19 protein-coding genes are annotated in these 18,497 nt (G+C 65.5%); 10 read left to right on the top strand and 9 right to left on the bottom strand.

The annotated features are described in order from the left end of the window. The first annotated feature begins 107 nt into the window (after nucleotides 1-107). Nucleotides 108-1,550 carry a transcription termination factor Rho gene (rho, locus tag CSW63_RS23200; protein WP_062097437.1) on the top strand — a complete coding sequence of 481 codons (1,443 nt, stop codon included), beginning with the start codon at nucleotides 108-110 and terminating at the stop codon, nucleotides 1,548-1,550. Between the two features lie 80 nt (nucleotides 1,551-1,630). Here the strand turns inward: rho and CSW63_RS23195 are convergent, their stop codons facing one another. Together CSW63_RS23195 and CSW63_RS23190 are read right to left on the bottom strand one after the other, a co-directional pair. Further along, nucleotides 1,631-2,596, bottom strand: coding sequence for a quinone oxidoreductase (locus CSW63_RS23195; RefSeq protein WP_062097436.1), 966 nt, complete (start codon nucleotides 2,594-2,596; stop codon nucleotides 1,631-1,633). After that, the gene (locus CSW63_RS23190; protein WP_062097435.1) at nucleotides 2,596-3,291 is read right to left on the bottom strand and encodes a dienelactone hydrolase family protein; all 696 of its coding nucleotides are present in this window, start codon (nucleotides 3,289-3,291) and stop codon (nucleotides 2,596-2,598) included. The genes CSW63_RS23195 and CSW63_RS23190 overlap by 1 nt, the downstream gene beginning before the upstream one ends. Nucleotides 3,292-3,417: 126 nt before the next feature. On the opposite strand from CSW63_RS23190, the gene CSW63_RS23185 reads away from it, so the two are divergent. From CSW63_RS23185 to CSW63_RS23160, 6 genes are all read left to right on the top strand, one after another. Continuing rightward, a complete protein-coding gene (locus CSW63_RS23185; protein WP_062097434.1) occupies nucleotides 3,418-3,675 on the top strand; it encodes a DUF6489 family protein in 258 nt (85 codons plus the stop codon). A 4-nt stretch (nucleotides 3,676-3,679) separates the two neighbouring features. Next, nucleotides 3,680-5,020 (top strand): tRNA uridine-5-carboxymethylaminomethyl(34) synthesis GTPase MnmE, encoded by a 1,341-nt coding sequence (mnmE, locus tag CSW63_RS23180; protein ID WP_099502929.1) that lies wholly within the window; start codon nucleotides 3,680-3,682, stop codon nucleotides 5,018-5,020. Between the two features lie 168 nt (nucleotides 5,021-5,188). Further along, nucleotides 5,189-7,045, top strand: coding sequence for a tRNA uridine-5-carboxymethylaminomethyl(34) synthesis enzyme MnmG (mnmG, locus tag CSW63_RS23175; protein WP_168193724.1), 1,857 nt, complete (start codon nucleotides 5,189-5,191; stop codon nucleotides 7,043-7,045). Continuing rightward, nucleotides 7,035-7,685 carry a 16S rRNA (guanine(527)-N(7))-methyltransferase RsmG gene (gene rsmG / locus CSW63_RS23170; RefSeq protein ID WP_062097429.1) on the top strand — a complete coding sequence of 217 codons (651 nt, stop codon included), beginning with the start codon at nucleotides 7,035-7,037 and terminating at the stop codon, nucleotides 7,683-7,685. Before mnmG ends, rsmG begins: the two co-directional genes overlap by 11 nt. Further along, nucleotides 7,675-8,478 carry a ParA family protein gene (locus CSW63_RS23165; RefSeq protein ID WP_010921580.1) on the top strand — a complete coding sequence of 268 codons (804 nt, stop codon included), beginning with the start codon at nucleotides 7,675-7,677 and terminating at the stop codon, nucleotides 8,476-8,478. The genes rsmG and CSW63_RS23165 overlap by 11 nt, the downstream gene beginning before the upstream one ends. Before the next feature lie 38 nt (nucleotides 8,479-8,516). Beyond that, nucleotides 8,517-9,434 (top strand): ParB/RepB/Spo0J family partition protein, encoded by a 918-nt coding sequence (locus tag CSW63_RS23160; RefSeq protein ID WP_062097589.1) that lies wholly within the window; start codon nucleotides 8,517-8,519, stop codon nucleotides 9,432-9,434. Nucleotides 9,435-9,672: 238 nt separating this feature from the next. On the opposite strand, the gene holA is transcribed toward CSW63_RS23160, so the two are convergent. The 4 genes from holA to CSW63_RS23140 all read right to left on the bottom strand — a co-directional run bounded on the left by holA (nucleotide 9,673) and on the right by CSW63_RS23140 (nucleotide 14,494). Further along, on the bottom strand, nucleotides 9,673-10,725 hold the full coding sequence (gene holA, locus CSW63_RS23155) for a DNA polymerase III subunit delta (RefSeq protein WP_062097427.1): 1,053 nt from the start codon (nucleotides 10,723-10,725) through the stop codon (nucleotides 9,673-9,675). Nucleotides 10,726-10,730: 5 nt separating this feature from the next. Further along, nucleotides 10,731-11,231, bottom strand: coding sequence for an LPS assembly lipoprotein LptE (gene lptE / locus CSW63_RS23150; protein WP_062097425.1), 501 nt, complete (start codon nucleotides 11,229-11,231; stop codon nucleotides 10,731-10,733). A gap of 11 nt (nucleotides 11,232-11,242) precedes the next feature. Next, nucleotides 11,243-13,828 (bottom strand): leucine--tRNA ligase, encoded by a 2,586-nt coding sequence (gene leuS, locus CSW63_RS23145; protein ID WP_062097423.1) that lies wholly within the window; start codon nucleotides 13,826-13,828, stop codon nucleotides 11,243-11,245. A 138-nt stretch (nucleotides 13,829-13,966) separates the two neighbouring features. Next, complete coding sequence (locus CSW63_RS23140; protein WP_168193723.1) at nucleotides 13,967-14,494, bottom strand: DUF3576 domain-containing protein; 528 nt, start codon at nucleotides 14,492-14,494, stop codon at nucleotides 13,967-13,969. 251 nt (nucleotides 14,495-14,745) lie between these two features. On the opposite strand from CSW63_RS23140, the gene CSW63_RS23135 reads away from it, so the two are divergent. Further along, nucleotides 14,746-15,156, top strand: coding sequence for an NtrZ family periplasmic regulatory protein (locus tag CSW63_RS23135; protein ID WP_062097419.1), 411 nt, complete (start codon nucleotides 14,746-14,748; stop codon nucleotides 15,154-15,156). Nucleotides 15,157-15,174: 18 nt separating this feature from the next. On the opposite strand, the gene CSW63_RS23130 is transcribed toward CSW63_RS23135, so the two are convergent. Then, the gene (locus CSW63_RS23130; RefSeq protein ID WP_231737519.1) at nucleotides 15,175-15,795 is read right to left on the bottom strand and encodes a thiamine phosphate synthase; all 621 of its coding nucleotides are present in this window, start codon (nucleotides 15,793-15,795) and stop codon (nucleotides 15,175-15,177) included. A 12-nt stretch (nucleotides 15,796-15,807) separates the two neighbouring features. Between CSW63_RS23130 and CSW63_RS23125 the strand changes: the two genes are divergently transcribed. Then, nucleotides 15,808-16,461, top strand: coding sequence for a YggS family pyridoxal phosphate-dependent enzyme (locus CSW63_RS23125; RefSeq protein ID WP_062097415.1), 654 nt, complete (start codon nucleotides 15,808-15,810; stop codon nucleotides 16,459-16,461). Here CSW63_RS23125 and CSW63_RS23120 read toward each other — a convergent pair. Beyond that, nucleotides 16,458-16,967 (bottom strand): L,D-transpeptidase, encoded by a 510-nt coding sequence (locus tag CSW63_RS23120; protein ID WP_062097413.1) that lies wholly within the window; start codon nucleotides 16,965-16,967, stop codon nucleotides 16,458-16,460. The genes CSW63_RS23125 and CSW63_RS23120 overlap by 4 nt on opposite strands. A 73-nt stretch (nucleotides 16,968-17,040) precedes the next feature. Between CSW63_RS23120 and CSW63_RS23115 the strand changes: the two genes are divergently transcribed. Next, nucleotides 17,041-17,727 carry a response regulator transcription factor gene (locus CSW63_RS23115; protein ID WP_062097586.1) on the top strand — a complete coding sequence of 229 codons (687 nt, stop codon included), beginning with the start codon at nucleotides 17,041-17,043 and terminating at the stop codon, nucleotides 17,725-17,727. 192 nt (nucleotides 17,728-17,919) lie between these two features. Here CSW63_RS23115 and secB read toward each other — a convergent pair whose 3' ends face one another. Beyond that, a complete protein-coding gene (gene secB / locus CSW63_RS23110; protein WP_062097410.1) occupies nucleotides 17,920-18,408 on the bottom strand; it encodes a protein-export chaperone SecB in 489 nt (162 codons plus the stop codon). Nucleotides 18,409-18,497: the final 89 nt, after the last annotated feature.

Genomic DNA, 18,497 nt, shown 5'->3' with positions numbered 1-18,497 from the left:
CCGCGTCGTCGTCAACAGACGCGCATGTCCGCTCCGCCGGATGTGACCATCGCCATTCTACCGGCCGGACTCCGCCTAGGGGACCGCGCCCTTTCTTGAGTCTAATCATGACCGAAGACACCGAAAACCAGATCCCGGCCGCCGAAGAGGCGACCCTGGAGGACATCGTCGCCGACACGGCCGACGTTACGACCGAAGCGTCAGTAGACGCCGCCGAGACCGGCGTCGAAGGTGAGGGCGAGGACGAGGGCTCCAGCATCGCTGACGCCGTCGCGGCCCTCGGCCTGAAGTCCATGTCTCTGCAGGAGCTGAAGGAGAAGTCTCCGGCCGACCTGCTGGCGTTCGCCGAGACCTTCGAGGTCGAGAACGCCAACTCCATGCGCAAGCAGGACATGATGTTCGCGATCCTGAAGACCCTCGCCGAGGAAGGCGTGGAGATCTCCGGTTCTGGCACCATGGAAGTGCTGCAGGACGGCTTCGGCTTCCTGCGCTCGCCGGAAGCCAACTATCTTCCGGGTCCGGACGACATCTATGTGTCGCCGTCACAGATCCGGAAGTATGGCCTGCGCACCGGCGACAGCGTCGAGGGCGCGATCCGCTCGCCGCGCGAAGGCGAGCGCTACTTCGCTCTGACCAGCGTCACCAAGATCAATTTCGAGAGCCCAGACAACGTGCGCCACAAGGTGCACTTCGACAACCTGACGCCGCTTTATCCCGAAGAGCGCCTGAACATGGAGCTGCCGGATCCGACCGTGAAGGATCGCTCGGGCCGGGTCATCGACATCGTCGCGCCGCTGGGCAAGGGCCAGCGCTGCCTGATCGTCGCCCCGCCGCGCGTCGGTAAGACGGTTATGCTGCAGAACATCGCCAAGTCGATCGAGACCAACCACCCCGAGTGCTACCTGATCGTCCTGCTGATCGACGAGCGTCCGGAAGAAGTCACCGACATGCAGCGTACGGTGAAGGGCGAGGTGATCGCCTCGACCTTCGACGAACCGGCGACCCGCCACGTCCAGGTGGCCGAGATGGTTATCGAGAAGGCCAAGCGCCTGGTCGAGCACAAGCGCGACGTCGTCATCCTGCTGGACTCGGTCACCCGTCTGGGTCGCGCCTACAACACCACGGTCCCGTCGTCGGGCAAGGTGTTGACCGGCGGTGTCGACGCCAACGCCCTGCAGCGTCCGAAGCGTTTCTTCGGCGCGGCGCGCAATGTCGAGGAGGGCGGTTCGCTGTCGATCATCGCCACGGCTCTGATCGATACCGGCAGCCGGATGGATGAAGTCATCTTCGAAGAGTTCAAGGGCACCGGTAACTCAGAAATCGTCCTGGACCGCAAGGTAGCCGACAAGCGCATCTTCCCCGCCATCGACGTGCTCAAGTCCGGCACCCGCAAGGAAGAGCTCATCACGCCGCGCGACCAGCTGCAGAAGACCTATGTCCTGCGTCGGATCCTCAACCCGATGGGCGCGTCGGACGCGATCGAGTTCCTGCTGGACAAGCTGCGTCAGTCGAAGACGAACGGCGACTTCTTCCAGTCGATGAACACCTGAGTCCAACCAGACTCGTCCAGAACGGAAAAAGGCGCCGGTGTTACCCGACGCCTTTTTTGTTGGGTCTTACCGGTAAGGCCCTACGGAATGAGCAGTGTGGCCCCCACGGTCTTACGGCTCTCCAGGGCCTCGTGCGCTGCACGAGCCTGGACGAGGGGGAAGGTCTGACCGATGTCGATCTTGACCTCGCCCGAACCGATGACGGCAAACAGCGCTTCGGCGCTTTCGTCGAGCTCCTGCGTCGTGACGATATAGTCGAACAGCTTTGGTCGGGTGACGAAGGCGGACTTTGGCGCCAAGGCCAGGGGCGCGAACGCGGGGGCAGGACCCGAGGCATTGCCGAACGTCACCAACACGCCGCGCCGGGCAAGGCTGGCCAGACTGGCGTCCCAAGTGTCCTTGCCGACGCCGTCATAGACAACCGCGACCCCGCGGCCGGCGGTGAGCTCGGCGACGCGGCTAGCGACATCTTCATGGCTGTAGTCAATTACGTGATCCGCGCTGAGACCCCGGGCGATGGCGGCCTTGGCCTCCGACCCGACCGTGGCCACGACGGTCGCGCCCAAAGCCTTGCACCATTGCAAGAGAATCTGGCCGACACCGCCAGCCGCCGCATGGACGAGGACCCAGTCACCCTGTTTCACGTGGAAACATCGCCGGACCAGGAATTCTGCGGTCATGCCTTTCAGCAATGCGGCCGCTGCGACATCCAGACCGATGCTGTCGGGGACCCTGACGGCGCGATCGGCAGGAACGAGAGCGGCCTCGGCATAGGCGCCCATGGTTCCGTTATAGGCCACCCGATCGCCGGTCTCAAACCGCGTGACGCCTTCACCGACGGCTTCGACAACGCCGGCCGCCTCGAGCCCGATCACCAGCGGTGTTTTCACGGGGTACAGGCCTGAGCGGTGATAGGTATCGATATAGTTCAGACCCACGGCTTGATGGCGCACGAGGATCTGACCCGGACCGGGCGAGGGCAGGGGAAGGTCGACGACCTCCAGTACCTCTGGTCCGCCGGTCCTCACGGCTTGGACCGCCAGCATCAGGCCAGCGCCTTCTGGAAGAACGTCAGGCTGCGGCCATTCGCCTTGGCCGCGTCCGTCGCGTCATAGTGCGCGCCGCCCTCGCGGGCGAAGGCATGGTCGCGACCTTCGTAGGTATGGATCTCGATCTGCGGGTGATCCTTCAGCGCATTGAGGATCACCTGCTGCGCCTCGGGCGGGACGAACTGATCCTTCTCGGCGATGTGCATCATGAGAGGGTGGTTCAGCTTCTCGGCCTCTCCCACGCGCTGTTCAATTCCGACGCCGTAGTAGGAGACGGCGGCGTCGATGTCTGTGCGGGTGGCGGTCAGGAACGCCAGCAGTCCGCCAAGGCAGTAGCCGACCGCGCCAACCTTGCCATTGACGCCGTCCAGCTTGCGGGCTGCGGAGATGGTCGCGGCGATGTCCGAAACGCCGGCGTCCACGTCGAACGCGTTGAAGAGCTCGAACGCCCGCTTCCATTCGGCTTCGCTCTGGTCGGTGATGTCGATCCCGGGCTCGATCCGCCAGAAGAGGTCGGGGCAGATAGCCACGAAGCCTTGGGCCGCCAGGCCGTCGCAGATGTCGCGCATGACCTTGTTCACGCCGAAGATCTCCTGGATCACGACGATGGCCGGCGCGCTCGGGGCCTTTGGGCGCGCCACGTAGGCCGAGAAGGCGCCATCCGGGGTATTGATCGTGAGGGTCTCGCTCATCGGGGCTCTCCGTCGCTTTCGGGTCCTTGTCTACAGGACCAATGTGACTTTCGACCGAAGCGCTCTACCCTGACCCGCCGGGCTTGCCCCATAACAAAATCGTGCCCTGACCGAAGGGAACCTGTGATGAAGATGACCATCGAGATTGATTGCACGCCGATCGAGGCTCGCGCCTTCCTGGGCCTGCCGGATGTGAGCGCACTGAACGAGCATCTGGTCAAGGAGATGCAGAACCGTATGGACGCCAACATGGCCATGCTGGCGCCCGAGGAGCTGATGAAAAACTGGATGGCTTTCGGGGCCGGGGCCCAAGAGTCGTTCCGGAAGCTGATGACGGCGGCGGCTGGCGCGGCGGCTGGCGGCGCAGCAACGAAGCGCGACTGAGGGCATGACGGATACGATCTTCGCGTTGGCCACGGCGGCCGGGCGCGCCGCAGTCGCGGTGGTGCGGGTGTCGGGCTCCAGGTCTACTGAGATCGCGGCAGCCCTGTGTGGGCGCTTGCCGCCGCCGCGGCTAGCCGCCGTTCGAACGTTGAAGAAGGATGGCGTGGCGTTGGACGAGGCGCTGGTGCTGCGTTTCGAAGGGCCCGCCAGCTATACCGGTGAAGACAGCGTCGAGTTTCACGTGCATGGCGGCCGGGCGGTGGTGGAAGCCTTGCTCGGTGCGCTCTCGGATCTAGGCGCGCGCTTGGCGGAGCCTGGGGAGTTCACAAGGCGAGCGTTCGAGAACGGAAAGCTGGATCTGGCCCAGGCTGAGGGCGTGGCCGATCTGATCGATGCGGAGACCGAAGCCCAGAGGCGACAGGCGCTAGGGCAAGTTGGGGGTGCTCTTAGCCGGCGATACGAGCGTTGGCGTGACTTGCTGGTTCAGGCCTTGGCGATGCTGGAGGCGGCGGTCGACTTCCCGGATGAGGATCTTCCGGAAGAAGTTGCAGAACGCGCCCGGCCAGGCCTTCGTCAGCTCAACACTGAACTGAACGCGGCGCTTTTGGATGTTTCCCGGGGGCGGCGCGTGCGGGACGGGTTCAGAATTGCGCTGGTCGGCGCACCCAACGCAGGCAAGAGCACGCTCCTCAACGGCCTGGCTGAGCGGGACGCCGCCATCGTCACCGACGTTGCGGGAACGACGCGGGATGTCATCGAGGTTCCGCTGGTGTTGGGCGGCTATAAGGTGCTGCTCGCGGACACGGCGGGGCTACGGGAAACTTCCGATGCGATCGAGGCCGAGGGGGTTCGGCGAGCCAAGGCCTGGGCAGAGGTTGCGGATCTGCGTCTGTGGGTCGTGGACGGTTTTCACGTGAAACAGGCGGAGCATCGCCCTGACGTCATTCGCGCCGGGGACTGGCTAATCCTGAACAAGGCCGACATCGCAGACGCGGCCAGCTTGACCGCCGTCGCCGACTACTGGACGGCGCAGGGGCTATCGGTCCTGCGCCTGACGGCCAGGTCCGGGGACGGCGCCGCCGGCCTCCGGGAGACGCTCGCATCCCACGTGGCCGAGGCGCTGTCAGGCGCGGAGTTTCCGGCCGCGACGCGACTGCGCCACGCCGAACGGTTGTTGGAGGCTAAAGGCTACCTTGAGCGGCCCCTGTCCGACATCGGGCTAGAGGTCGAGCTCGCCGCAGAGGATGTGCGTCTCGCAGCGCGCGCCCTGGAAAAGATCTCTGGACGCATCGATCCCGAAGACGTTCTGGGTCGGGTCTTTTCGACCTTCTGTATCGGTAAGTGATGTTTCACGTGGAATCCCCCATGTTGTCCACAGCGCGCTCACAGCTGTGGCGGGGGTGTTTCACGTGAAACGCCGATGAGTCACATCGACCCGCTCACGTGATTGGCGTATAGATCGAGTCCAGCGCCCCCGCTCAAGCCCGGGGGCGTTCGCATTGAGGCGAGCGTCTTGTCCAAGTCTTGGGATGTCATTGTCATCGGCGGCGGTCACGCCGGCTGCGAGGCGGCGGCCGCTGCGGCGCGTACCGGCGCACGTACGCTTCTGCTGACCCATAAGCTGGAAACCATCGGCGAAATGTCCTGCAACCCGGCCATCGGCGGCTTGGGCAAGGGACATCTTGTACGCGAGATCGACGCCCTGGACGGTGTCATGGGCCGCATGGCCGACAAGGCGGGCATCCAGTTTCGGATGCTGAACCGCTCCAAGGGCCCGGCCGTGCGTGGCCCGCGGTCTCAGATCGATCGCAAGCTCTATCGCGAGGCGATGCAGGCAGAGCTGTTTTCCACGGGAAACCTCGACATCATCGCCGCCGCCGCCGAGGACCTGATTGTCGAGAACGGCAAGGTGGCTGGCGCGCTGGACGCAAACGGCCAGGCCTATCGCGCGCCCCGCGTGATCCTGACGACCGGCACCTTCCTGAAAGGCGTCATTCATCGGGGTGAGGACCGTATTCCGGCGGGCCGTGTCGGCGATCAGCCAGCGATCGGCCTTTCGGATCGGCTGTATGGTCTGGGGTTCCAGATGGGGCGGCTGAAGACCGGGACGCCCGCGCGTCTGGACGGCAAGACCATCGCCTGGGACCGCCTTGAGAGCCAGGCGGCCGACGATACGCCCGTGCCGTTCTCGTATCTGAACGACAAGATCGACGTGCCTCAGATCGCCTGCGGCGTGACCTATACCACCGAAGAGACCCATCGGATCATTGCCGAGCGGATCGGTGAGTCCTTAGTTTATAGCGGCCGCGCCACGGGTGTCGGTCCGCGCTATTGCCCCTCGATCGAGGACAAGGTCGTCCGCTTCGCCGACAAGACCAGCCACCAGATCTTCCTGGAGCCGGAAGGCCTGGACGACGACACCGTCTATCCGAACGGGATCTCGACTTCGGTCTCCGAGGAGACCCAGCTGCTGTTCCTACGCACTATTCCGGGCCTCGAGCAGGTCGAGGTGATCCGCTACGGCTACGCCATCGAGTACGACTATGTCGATCCGCGCGAGCTGTATCCGACCCTGGAGACCAAGCGTTTGCCGGGTCTCTATCTGGCAGGGCAGATCAACGGCACGACCGGCTATGAGGAGGCGGGCGCCCAGGGCTTGCTCGCTGGTCTCAACGCCGCCTTGGCGGTCCAAGGCCGGGAGCCCACGATCTTTGCGCGCGATGAGGCCTATATCGGCGTGATGATCGACGATCTCGTCACCCGTGGCGTCACCGAGCCCTATCGGATGTTCACTAGCCGAGCCGAGTTCCGCTTGACTCTGCGCGCGGACAACGCCGACCAGCGCTTGACCGATCGCGGGATCGCGCTTGGCGTCGTAGGACCTGTCAGAGCGGCGGCGTGGGCCGAGAAGAAATCATGTCTCGACGCCGCGCGTAACTTCGCTCGCTCTGTGACGCTGACGCCGAACGAGGCGGTCAAGGCCGGTTTTAAGGTGAATAGCGATGGTGTCCGCCGGGACGTCTTCGCCATGCTGGCCTATCCCGACGTGACACTCGATGACCTCGGCCGGATCTGGCCAGAGGTTTTCACGTGGAACGCCGACGTGCGCGAGCAGATCGAAATCGAAGCCGCCTATGCCGGCTATCTGGATCGCCAGCGGGCCGACGCTGAATCCCTTCGCAAGGACGAGGACCTGCGCCTGCCGGCCGATCTCGACTACAACGAGATCGGCAGTCTATCGAACGAGGTCCGGGAAAAGCTGGCGCGCGTGCGTCCGCTGACCTTGGGCCAAGCGGCTCGGATCGAGGGTGTCACACCCGGCGCCTTGACGGCGCTGCTCGCTCACGTGAGGCGCGGCCGTGCAGCCTGAGCTCGCCCTTGCGCCTGAGACCGTTCTGGACGCCAGCAGCTTTCAGGCCCTGGTTGGCGCCACCGACGCCCAGATCGAAGAGCTGGAGCGCTTCCAGACCCTACTGGCCGAATGGAACGAGGTCATGAATCTGGTGGGGCCTCTCACCATCGCGACCTACTGGACCCGCCACGCTCTCGACAGCGCCCAACTGATCCCGTTGGCGCCGCAGGCGATCACCTGGGCGGATCTTGGAGCCGGCGCGGGTCTGCCTGGCGTCGTCCTGGCCATACTTCTGAAGGGTAGGGCCGGGGCCAAGGTGCATCTGGTCGAGTCGATGACCAAACGGTGCCGCTTCCTTGAGGTCGTGGCGAAGAATCTCGACCTGCCCGTCGAAATTCATAACGCCCGGGCCGAGGACTTGAAGCTCAAGGTCGAGATCGTCACGGCCCGCGCCTGCGCGCCGATGACAAAGCTGCTCGGCTTCGCCGAGCCCTATCTGCGCAGAGGGGCCGTCGGGCTCTTCCTCAAGGGGCAGGATGTCGAAACGGAGCTCGCCGAGGCGCGCAAGGTCTGGACGTTCGACGCTGATCTGAACACCAGTCAAAGCGACCCCCGTGGTCGCATCGTTCAAGTGAAGAGGCTTTCCCGTGTCCGCTAATCCTCTCCGCGTCCTGGCTATCGCCAATCAGAAGGGTGGGGTTGGCAAGACCACCACCGCGATCAACCTGGGCACAGCCTTGGCTGCCTGCGGCGAACGCGTGCTGCTGATCGACGCCGATCCGCAGGGCAACTGTTCCACGGGGCTGGGTATTGGCCGCACACAACGGCGCACGACGCTGTACGACGTGCTGATGGGCGAGGCCCCGGTGGTCGACGCAGCGGTGAAGACCGAGCTCCCAGGCCTGGACGTCATACCGGCCGACGCTGACCTGTCGGGGGTCGAGATCGAGCTGGGTCAAACCGCTCGCCGGTCCTACCGCCTGCGAGACGCCCTCGAAGCCATCCGCGCCAACGGTCCCTACACCTATGTGCTGATCGATTGCCCGCCGTCGCTGAACGTTCTGACCGTCAATGCCATGACCGCCGCCGACGCGGTGTTCGTGCCCCTGCAGTGCGAGTTCTTCGCCCTAGAAGGCCTGACGCAGCTGATGCGGACGATCGAGCGCGTGCGCGGGAGCCTTAATCCGCGCCTTGAGATTCAAGGGGTTGTGCTGACCATGTACGACCGCCGCAACAGCTTGTCGGAGCAGGTCGCCAAGGACGTGCGCGCGCACTTCGGCGACAAGGTCTATGACGCGGTGATCCCGCGCAATGTCCGCGTCTCGGAGGCTCCGTCGTTCGGCAAGCCTGTGCTGCTCTACGACCTCAAATGCGCCGGCAGTCAGGCCTATCTCAAGCTGGCCCGCGAGGTGATCAGCCGCGAGCGGGATCGCCAGGCGAAGGCCGCTTAAGTCCAAACGATAAGAACCGTAGCTTGACTGAGTTTATGATGGAGTCCGTCGTGGTGGGAGAGCCCGGTATGTCCGAAGGGCGTCGTGGTCTGGGGCGGGGGCTTTCGGCCCTACTGGGCGAGGTCGACGCCGCGCCGGCTCAGGCCCCGGGCGAACAACTGGGAGGATCTCGGGAAGCGCCCATTGAGATCCTGAAGCGCAATCCTGACCAGCCCCGCCGGACCTTCCGCGAAGAAGACCTCGAAGACCTCTCGAACTCGATCCGCGAGAAGGGCGTCCTGCAGCCGATCCTGGTGCGCCCGTCGCCCGACACGGCCGGGGAATACCAGATCGTCGCCGGCGAGCGCCGCTGGCGCGCGGCTCAGCGCGCCGGCCTCAAGACCGTGCCCATCATGGTCCGCGAACTCGACGATCTGGCGGTGCTGGAAATCGGCATCATCGAAAACGTCCAGCGGGCAGACCTCAACGTCCTGGAAGAGGCGCTCTCCTACAAGATGTTGATGGAGAAGTTCGAGCGCACCCAGGAGAACATCGCCCAGACCATCGGCAAGAGCCGCAGCCACGTGGCCAACACCATGCGCCTGCTGGCCCTACCGGACGAGGTGCAGTCCTACCTTGTCAGCGGCGAGCTCACCGCCGGCCACGCCCGCGCCATCGCCGCCGCCGCCGACCCGGTGGCGCTGGCCAAGCAGATCATCGAGGGCGGGTTGTCGGTTCGAGAGACCGAGGCTCTGGCCCGCAAAGCGCCGAACCCGAGCGCGGCGGGGAAGAGCAAGGGCGGCCGCCCGCCGCGCGTGAAGGACACCGACACTCAGGCGCTTGAGGCCGATCTGTCGTCAGTTCTGGGACTGGACGTCTCGATCGACCATCGCGGCGCGACCGGCACGTTGACCATCACCTACGCGACGCTCGAGCAGCTCGACGACCTCTGTAACCGCCTGACGCGGGGAATCTGATCAGGCGCACCTAAAAGGGTGCGATCGCCCGGTTTACCGGTGCAAAAACACCTTTTCAAAATTGCCTCTGTCGCGCGCCAAGCGGCGTCTTTCCGTACCTGGGGAGGCGTCGTTTTCGTGAGAGCAGGGCGCTTTCGGGCGATATTGGCCACAAGCGGTTGTGCGATAAGGCTTTCCTGAAAAGCATCCACAGCGGCGCAATGGCTTGTATTTTCCGCTGCCGAGCGGTCTTGAGACCCTACAGCCCCAATCGTCGCGCGCGCCCGGCGATCATCAGGGCCAGGCGTTCGGCGATCAGTTGGTCGGGCGAGCCTGACGTCTTGCAGGCCCGATCCGCGATCAGGATTTCGCCCTGAATCTCCAGGATGGCCTCCAGGTTCCAGGCGCGCGCCTGACGCAGGAATTCGCGCTCCTGTTTCCAGAAGACACCGGCGGCCTTGGCCGCAGCCTGCAGATCGACGCCGTTCTTGTGCAGGGTCAGAACGCGACGCAGGCGACCCAGATAGTAGCCCATGGCCCGCACGGCCGCCGGACCGCCTTCACCCTCGGCCGCAGCACGCCGCAGGGCCTGCTGCGCCGCGCCCACCTTGCCCCCGAACGCATCAGCGGCGGCGTCGCTGAGCGAGGCTTCCGGTTCGACGCCGAGGAAGTCGGTCAGATCGGCGGCGGTGGCGTTGATACCGCTGCCGGGGCCAAGATATAGCGCCAAGCGCTCAATTTCGGCGCGGGCGACACCTCGCTCCTTGGGCAGGCGGGAAACGAAAAGCTCCAAGGCTTCGCTGTTGAGACTCACCTTGTCGCTGGCCAGGGTGTCTCGGGTCAGGCGCGCCAGGTCGCCGGCTTCATCCTCATAGCAGGGGATGACGGCGCAGCCGCTGGCCTTTTCGCCGACCTTGCGGAGCTGGGAGTCCCGCCCCAGAGCGCCGGCCTCGACCAGGAAAAAAGCGTCGGGGTTCAGTTGGCCTTCGACGTGTCGGGTCAGCGCCTCGGCGGCCTGCTTGTCCGGACCGGCTTTGTCGCCGGAGAGTCGCAGACGCACCAAGCGACGACCGCCCATCAGCGACATGGCCGAGAGTTCGTCCTCCAGCTTGGCGGGATCGGCGTCGAGATCGCCGTCAGTCAGCTGAGCGGTGTCGAAGGGATCGTCCGGGCGCTCGACCACGCGCCGCGCCAGGGCGTTCGCCCGGTCCCGCACCACGCCCCGATCCTTGCCGTAAATCACCACGGCCCGGATGTCCGGGGTCGGCTCCCTGAGGAAGCGTTCGACGTCCGGACGCTTGGACAGGATCATAGGGTTTAGGCCGGCTTCTTTCCCGCCAGCCAGGTGGCGAGATCCAGCTGTATCTTGCGTGCGGCCTCGGCGGCGGCGCGCTCCTGGCCGTCCTGCTGGGCGGCGATGGCGGCATAGGGCTGGTCGGCCGAGTCGTAGGTCACCGAGACGTCCGTGCGGCCCTTGTGGACCTCGCCGCCGGTCTTGGCGTCCAGGAGCCGCCAGTCGACACTCATGCGCAACTCGTAGCGGTTGGCGACATTGTCCAGGCGGACGCCGCGGGCGAAGCGCTGCTCATTGACCGAGAAGTAGAGCTTGTAGGCGGCCGTGGAGCCTGGACGGTGCGCCAGGGCGTCGTCGAGCTGCTCGCGTAGCAGATAGCCGCCACGACCCTCTGCTGCGACCGTTTCGATGCTGGAAAGCCCGCCCTCGACGCCCGGACGGCCGTAGAGAGGCGTGAAGCCGGCGCAGGCCGACAGAGCCATCGTCGAAAAGGCCAGAGCGGCCGCCGCCAGAGTGCGCTTCATCGCTTGGGGTCTCAATTGGCCACGATATTGACGATACGGTCTTTCACCACGATCACCTTGCGGACCGTGAGGCCCTCAAGGTGGGCCATGACGTTCGGATCCGCCAGAGCGATTTTGGTCACTTCGTCCTCCGGAGCGCCGGCTTTGACCTTGATCTCGCCGCGACGCTTGCCGTTGATCTGGATGGGCAGGACGCGCTCGTCATCCGCGGCCAGGGCCGGATCGGCCTTGGGCCAGGGCGCGTTCACGACCATGCCTTCGCCGCCGATCTTGGCCCAGGCTTCCTCGGCCAGGTGCGGCGTGAACGGCGCCACCAGGCGGGCCAGGATGTTCAGGGCTTCCGCGCGGGCGGCCAGAACAGCTTCCGATGCGCCTTCCACCGGGGCGGCCTTGAGGGCGTTCAGGAACTCGTACAGACGCGCCACGCCGCTGTTGAAGCGGAAGCCCTCGATGCTGTCGGTGACAAATCCGATCAGCTTGTGGGCCGCCTTGCGCAGGGCCAAGGCGGCCTCGTCGCTGGCGTCATGGGCGAAGTCGCCTGCCGGCTGGCTGTCGAACTCGTTCCACAGACGGTGCGTGAAGCGCCAGGAGCCTTCGACGCCGGCGTTGGTCCATTGGACGTCCCGCTCGGGCGGGCTGTCGGACATCACGAACAGGCGCGCGCTGTCGACGCCGTAGGCCTCGAAGATATCCTCGGGGGCGACGACGTTCTTCTTGGACTTCGACATCTTTTCGATGTCGCCGATGATGATCGGCGCGCCGGTCTTGGCGTGTGTGGCCGAACGGCTGTTGCCCTCGACCTTGATGACCACGTCGGAGGGTTCGACCCACTCGCCGGCCTCGTTCTTGTAGGCCTCGTGGGTCACCATGCCCTGGGTGAACAGACCCGCGAACGGTTCCTCAACCGACAGCAGACCTTCGTCCTTCAGGGCTCGGGTTATGAAGCGGGCGTACAGCAGGTGCAGGATCGCATGCTCGACACCGCCGATATACTGATCGACGGGCAGCCAATGATCGGCGGCTTCCTTGCCGACAGGTTCGGCGGCTCCCGTGTCGGCGAAGCGGGCGAAGTACCAGCTAGAATCGATGAAGGTGTCCAGAGTGTCGGTTTCACGCTCAGCCGCACCGCCGCACGATGGGCAGGCCGTGTGGCGCCAGGTCGGATGACGCAGCAGCGGGTTGCCCGGCTTGTCGAAGGTGACGTCCTCAGGCAGGGCCACCGGCAGCTGATCTTCCGGCACAGGTACGACGCCGCAGGCCTGGCAGTGGATCACGGGGATCGGGCAACCCCAGTAGCGCTGGCGCGAGACCCCCCAGTCACGCAGGCGGTAGACGGTCGCGCCCTGGCCCTGGCCGGTGGCCTCGATCCGCGACACGGCCTCGGCCTTGGCGGTCTCGACGTCCATCCCGTCCAGGAACTTCGAATTGAAGATCTTGCCGGGGCCGACATAGGCCTCCTTGCCGACCGTAAACGTCGCGGGGTCCTCGCCGTTGGGCAGCACCACCGGCTTGACCGGCAGGTCGTACTTGCGGGCGAAGTCCAGATCGCGCTGGTCGTGGGCGGGGCAGGCGAAGATCGCGCCGGTGCCGTAGTCCATCAGGATGAAGTTGGCGATCCAGACGGGCAGGGTGATCGATGGGTCCAAGGGGTGCTTGACCCGCAGGCCGGTGTCGTAGCCCAGCTTCTCGGCGCTCTCGATCTCGGCTTCCGAGGTCCCGCCCTTTCGGCAGTCGGCGATGAACTGCTGGATCTGCGGGTTCTCGACCGCCAGCTGCTCGGCCAGCGGGTGCTCGGGCGCGATGCCGACGAAGCTGGCGCCGAACAGGGTGTCGGGACGGGTGGTGTAGACCTCCAGCCCTTCGGCCATGCCGTCGGGCGCCTCGCCGTCGAACTGGAACTTGAAGCGCAGGCCCTTGGAGCGACCGATCCAGTTCTCCTGCATCAGACGAACCTTGTCGGGCCAGCGGTCCAGAGTCTTCAGGCCGTCGATCAGGGCGTCGGCGTAGTCTGTAATCCGCAGGAACCACTGGGTCAGCTTGCGCTTTTCGACCGTCGCGCCCGAGCGCCAGCCCTTGCCGTCGATGACCTGCTCGTTGGCCAGCACTGTCATGTCGACCGGGTCCCAGTTGACCGAGGCCTCCTTGCGATAGACCAGGCCGCGCTTCAGCAGGCGCAGGAACCAGGCCTGCTGCTTGCCGTAGTATTCCGGGTCGCAGGTGGCGAACTCGCGCGACCAGTCGACCGAGATGCCCAGCGATTTCAGCTGCTCGCGCATGGCGGCGATGTTGTCGTAAGTCCAGCCCTTGGGGTGGACGCCACGTTCCATGGCCGCGTTCTCAGCCGGCATGCCGAAGGCGTCCCAGCCCATCGGGTGCAGCACGTTGAAGCCCTGGGCGCGCTTGTAGCGGGCCACGACGTCGCCCATGGCGTAGTTGCGCACGTGGCCCATATGGATGCGGCCCGACGGGTACGGGAACATCTCGAGCACGTAGTATTTCGGACGGCCGTCCTTGATGTCGCCGGTCTTAAAGACGTCGGCCTTCGCCCAGGCTTCGCGCCACTTGGGTTCGGTGTCTTTGGGATTGTAGCGGGCCATCGGAAACCACGTCTTGATAGGCGAAAAGCGCTCCTGGGAAGAGCGTCCGCGATGTCATAAGCGGTTTCGCGGTCCAGGCGCGCCGAAAAATTGGAGAATGAGGGGTCTCCGCGCCACGGGCGGGGAGACCCTTCGGCCTTAGCCGTTGATGTTCGAAAGTCGGAGCTGGCGCGCGCGCGTCAGGATCGCGTTCTCGATATCCGCAGCGGTCTGGTCGGAGACCGGAGCATCCACCCAGGCGCCATTGATGTCCTTGCTCTGCTTGAACACGGTGACATTCAGGCCATCGGCGCGGAGACGGGTGTCGAGGATGTAGACCGTGGCCTTGAAGCGCTCGGCCGGGGTCTCGGGGTTCACGTACCAATCGGTGACGATGACGCCGCCGTACGGATCGGCCGAAGCCAGCGGCATGAAGGCCAGGGTGTCGAGGCTGGCGCGCCACAGATAGCCGTTGACGCCAATCGACCCCTTGTCGGCGGGAGCCTTCTCGCCGCCGCCCAACCGCTTAAAAGGATTGAAGCCCGTCTTTTCGTCCTGCCCGGAGAACGTCTTGGGAGCCTTGTTGCTGGCGCACGCCGTAACGCCCAGCATCGACAGAGCCAGGACGCCCGCGGCGACGCCGCGCATCACAGACCCACGCTCAAACGCCATAGTACCTCGCTCCAAGTCTTGCCGACGCTGTTCGCGCGTCCAGGCGCGCCCCCGCGGCCGGGAGCCGGTCTATAGCATGGCTGCGCCGCCTCAAAACAGGAATCGCGTGACCTCGTGGCCACAGGGGGCGATTGAATCGCGGAATCTGCAGGGTGGTGCGACCAAAGGCTGGTTGACCGCGTTTGAGGCAGGCCTTTAATCGCAACCTAGGGGCCCGCTCCGTCAAGGGGCGAGCGGGGACAATAGAGTACAGGCGGCGAGTAGCGATGGTCGCGACGCGTTTCTTCTTGGCGGCATCGGCCGCGCTGATCCTGACGGGATCGGCGACGATGGCGTTCGCCCAAGCCAAACCCCACGCGGTCGCGCCCGATTTCACCGTCAAAAACGATTTCACCAGCGCCGCGTCGGGCGTCCAGTATCCTCAGGACGACAAACGCACGCTGCGTTGGGACGCCAAGAAGGGGCGCTGGGGTCTCAAGCTGGATCTGGATCAGCCCTCTAGCCGCGAAATGGAACTCCAGGACGTCAAGGCGGGCGCCTATTTCAAGGTGACGCCGTCGATCCGTGTCGGTGGCGCGGTCACCCTGGGTGAGACCAATCCGGCCCTGGCGGCTCGCAAGGCGCAGCAATCCGACCCTGCGCCGCGCGTGCGTCTGGAAACCGCTTTCAAGTTCTGATCGGGCGAACTGGCGCGTTCAGCTGGCTAAGGCTTCCACCGCCGCGAGGCCGGCCACGCCGCTGCCAATCAGCAACGTGGCGTTACGCGCCCCAATACCGCCCAAGGCGTAGACAGGAACCGTCGTCGCGACCACCAGCCGCGCCAACCCGTCGAGGCCGAGAGGCGCCCCGGCGGATGGGCTGTTGCTCGGAAAGACCGGTGACACGACGATCGCATCGGCGCCGAGCCGCTCTGCCATTTCGACGGCGGCGAGCTCGTGGGCGGCGGTGGTGATAAGGTAGCGGGGGTGTTCCGCGCGCAGACCCGGCAGGCTCGCGACCATCCGCTCAGGCAGGTGGACCCCGTCGGCGTCGATTGCTTCGGCCAGGCTGGCGTGAGCGCCGGCCAGCAGGACCAGGCCATGTTGGCTCGCGATCGCTTTCAATCGTCGCCCCTGCTCGACGGCGTTTGACGCGCCAAAAGCACGAAAAACGATCCCTGACCCCGCCGGTAGGCGCTCGGCCACGGCCTCCGGAGCGGGAACGCGCGCCGGATCGGTGAAGAACAACAGCCGCGGCAGCGTCATTTCGCGCACGGTCCTTGGCGGAAGGGCGGCGGCCGCACTAGACAGGGCCTCAAGTTCGCTAAGACCGTTCAAGGCTCGTTCCCCATGTCGCCAGCGCTTGCTGACATCCGCGCCCGCATCGCCGCCGCCGAGGCTCGCGCCGGCAGGGCCGCTGGAAGCGTGACCTTGGTGGCGGTGTCCAAGACCCAGCCCTGGGATCATATCGCGCCCGTGCTCGACGCGGGACAGAAAGTGTTCGGCGAAAACCGGGTCCAGGAGGCTATGGAGCGTTGGGGCGAGCGCCGTGAAGGCCTGCAGCTGCGCCTAATCGGGCCTCTGCAGACTAACAAGGCGCGCGAGGCCGTGGGCTTCTTCGACGTCATCGAAACGCTCGACCGCGAGAAACTGGCGCGTGTCCTGGCCGACGAGATCCAGCGTGCGGGCATGGCGCCGCGCCTCTATGTCCAAGTCAATATTGGCGAGGAACCCCAGAAGGCGGGGGTCGCGCCGGATCAGGCTGACGCCTTCGTCGACGCCTGCCGGGCGACCTATGGCCTGACCGTCGAGGGACTGATGTGCATCCCGCCTCTCGACCAGGATCCCGCGCCGTACTTCGCCAGGCTGGCGACCATCGCCGAGCGAAACGGGGTTGACAAGCTGTCCATGGGCATGAGCGACGACTTCGAGATCGCCATCGCACAAGGCGCGACCTCGGTCCGGGTGGGCTCGGCGCTGTTTGGCAGTCGTCGCTACGGCTAGTCCGCGAGAATCTCGACGGCGTCTCCAGGGCGCGCCTTGGCCAGCACCATTTCAAGGTCGGCCCGGGCCAGGGCCACGCAGCCTTCAGTGCCGGGATAGCCGTCGCGGGCCAGATGCATGAAGATCGCTGACCCCATACCGGGGATGGGCGGGTCGTCATTGTGGCCCAGGATCACGACGAGATCGTAGACGGCGTCCTCACGCCACATCCGCTCGGCGCTGGCGGGATAGGGCAGGGCGACGGGCCTGTTGTAGCACCGATCGCCCGGGGCGTCGCACCAGCCATCGTCCGGCCTCATCGCCCGCACGGGCAGAGCGGTCTTGGGGCCCTCGGGATAGACATCTGGCCGGTACCAGACCTCACGAATGGCCCAGGCCCCCAGCGGACTCTTGTTGTCGCCTTCTCGCTTGTCACGGGCGTTGATGGCGCCGGCCTTGCCGATCGCGCAGCGCACCACGCATCCCTCCAGCTCGAAACGACCGTCGGCGTGGGCTCGAAACAGCATATGCGGCGACTCCTCGACTTAAGGCCGCGCGCGGGGTTGTCCCCGGGGGGCGCAGCGGTGCATGTTCCGGCTTATGGCGCAACGCAAGACGCTTCTTCTGATCGACGACGATGACGACCTGCGCGGCGCGCTGGCGGAACAGTTGGCCCTGCACGAGGAGTTCGCGGTGAACGAAGCCGCGAGCGCCGGGGAAGGCGTCAAGCTGTCGCGCGAGCTGAAGCCCGACCTGATCCTGCTGGATGTCGATCTGCCGGACATGGACGGCCGTGAGGCCTGCCGTCTGATGCGCAAGAACGGCGTGACCGCCCCGGTGATCATGCTGACGGCCGCCGCCAGCGACAGCGACACGATCCTTGGCCTGGAGTCAGGGGCCAACGACTATGTCACCAAACCTTTCCGTTTTGGCGTGCTGCTGGCTCGAATCCGCGCCCAGCTCCGCAGCTACGAGGCGTCGGAAGACGCGCTGTTCCGGATCGGACCCTACGAATTCCGCCCGTCCGCCAAGCTGTTGGTCGACGAGAAGCAGAAGAAGGTTCGGCTCACCGAAAAGGAAACCAATATCCTGAAGTATCTCTACCGCGCCGGCTCCAAGCCTGTGTCGCGCGAGGAGTTGCTGACCGAGGTCTGGGGCTACAACGCCGGGGTCACGACCCATACGCTGGAGACCCACGTCTACCGCCTGCGCCAGAAGATCGAGCCCGATCCGGCCGTGGCCAGGATCCTGATCACCGAGATGGGCGGCTACCGACTGCAGCCGTAGGCGAGAAGCCAATAAGGCCGTGTCATCCCGGCCGTAGCGAAGCGGAGAGCCGGGACCCAGGGCGACCGCAGTGCGCCGGCCCCTGGATCCCGGATAGCGCTACGTGCTTCCGGGATGACACGGTTTGTATGGCTCAAAGAAAAGGGCCCGGCCTTTCAGCCGAGCCCTCTCCAAAAACCATTGGCGCCTGGCTTAAGCGTTACCGACCTGCTGGCCTTCGGCCTGAGCCTTGCGCGCGGCGTAGACGCCGGCGAAGTCGATCGGGTCGATCAGGAACGGCGGGAAGCCGCCTTCGGCCGTCACGTCCGAGATAAGGCGACGGGCGTAGGGGAACAGGAAGCGCGGGCACTCGATCAGCAGAACCGGCTCCAGATCCTCTTCGGGGATGCCGGCGATGTGGAACAGGCCGCCATAGACCACTTCAACGTGGAACACCGCTTGGCCATCGCGCTCGGCGCGGGCCGACAGCTTCAGGTCGACTTCGAACAGGCCGTCCGCGCGACCGCGAGCGTTCATCTCCACGCCCATGTCGATCGCCGGTTGCGAGGCGCCGGCGCGCAGGGCGTCGGGGGCCAGCGGGTTCTCGAACGAGAAGTCGCGCACGAACTGGGCCAGGATGCGGATGCCCGCTTGTCCGGCCTCGCCGTCCGGGGTCGCCTCGGGGGCGGTGGTGTCGGTCATTAGGATAAAATCCGTAATCGGCGGCTAGAACGCCAAAGAAAGGTGGGCGCTGCTACCATGAGGGCCGTCTTGGCGCAACGCCAGGCGCC

Origin of the sequence: Caulobacter sp. FWC26 (assembly GCF_002742645.2) — a bacterium.
Classification (GTDB): Bacteria; Pseudomonadota; Alphaproteobacteria; order Caulobacterales; family Caulobacteraceae; genus Caulobacter.
The sequence above is the reverse complement of the archived record's forward strand: the minus strand, read 5'-3'. Positions and strand labels throughout refer to the sequence as shown.

Excerpts from the sequence above, each read along its gene's own strand:
- rho (WP_062097437.1), top strand. The coding sequence starts at position 108 with ATGACCGAAGACACCGAAAACCAGATCCCGGCCGCCGAAGAGGCGACC.
- CSW63_RS23160 (WP_062097589.1), top strand. The coding sequence starts at position 8,517 with ATGGAGTCCGTCGTGGTGGGAGAGCCCGGTATGTCCGAAGGGCGTCGT.
- CSW63_RS23185 (WP_062097434.1), top strand. The coding sequence starts at position 3,418 with ATGAAGATGACCATCGAGATTGATTGCACGCCGATCGAGGCTCGCGCC.
- CSW63_RS23125 (WP_062097415.1), top strand. The coding sequence starts at position 15,808 with ATGTCGCCAGCGCTTGCTGACATCCGCGCCCGCATCGCCGCCGCCGAG.
- CSW63_RS23115 (WP_062097586.1), top strand. The coding sequence starts at position 17,041 with ATGGCGCAACGCAAGACGCTTCTTCTGATCGACGACGATGACGACCTG.
- CSW63_RS23120 (WP_062097413.1), bottom strand. The coding sequence starts at position 16,967 with ATGCTGTTTCGAGCCCACGCCGACGGTCGTTTCGAGCTGGAGGGATGC.
- leuS (WP_062097423.1), bottom strand. The coding sequence starts at position 13,828 with ATGGCCCGCTACAATCCCAAAGACACCGAACCCAAGTGGCGCGAAGCC.
- lptE (WP_062097425.1), bottom strand. The coding sequence starts at position 11,231 with ATGAAGCGCACTCTGGCGGCGGCCGCTCTGGCCTTTTCGACGATGGCT.
- CSW63_RS23135 (WP_062097419.1), top strand. The coding sequence starts at position 14,746 with ATGGTCGCGACGCGTTTCTTCTTGGCGGCATCGGCCGCGCTGATCCTG.
- secB (WP_062097410.1), bottom strand. The coding sequence starts at position 18,408 with ATGACCGACACCACCGCCCCCGAGGCGACCCCGGACGGCGAGGCCGGA.
- CSW63_RS23190 (WP_062097435.1), bottom strand. The coding sequence starts at position 3,291 with ATGAGCGAGACCCTCACGATCAATACCCCGGATGGCGCCTTCTCGGCC.
- CSW63_RS23195 (WP_062097436.1), bottom strand. The coding sequence starts at position 2,596 with ATGCTGGCGGTCCAAGCCGTGAGGACCGGCGGACCAGAGGTACTGGAG.
- mnmE (WP_099502929.1), top strand. The coding sequence starts at position 3,680 with ATGACGGATACGATCTTCGCGTTGGCCACGGCGGCCGGGCGCGCCGCA.
- holA (WP_062097427.1), bottom strand. The coding sequence starts at position 10,725 with ATGATCCTGTCCAAGCGTCCGGACGTCGAACGCTTCCTCAGGGAGCCG.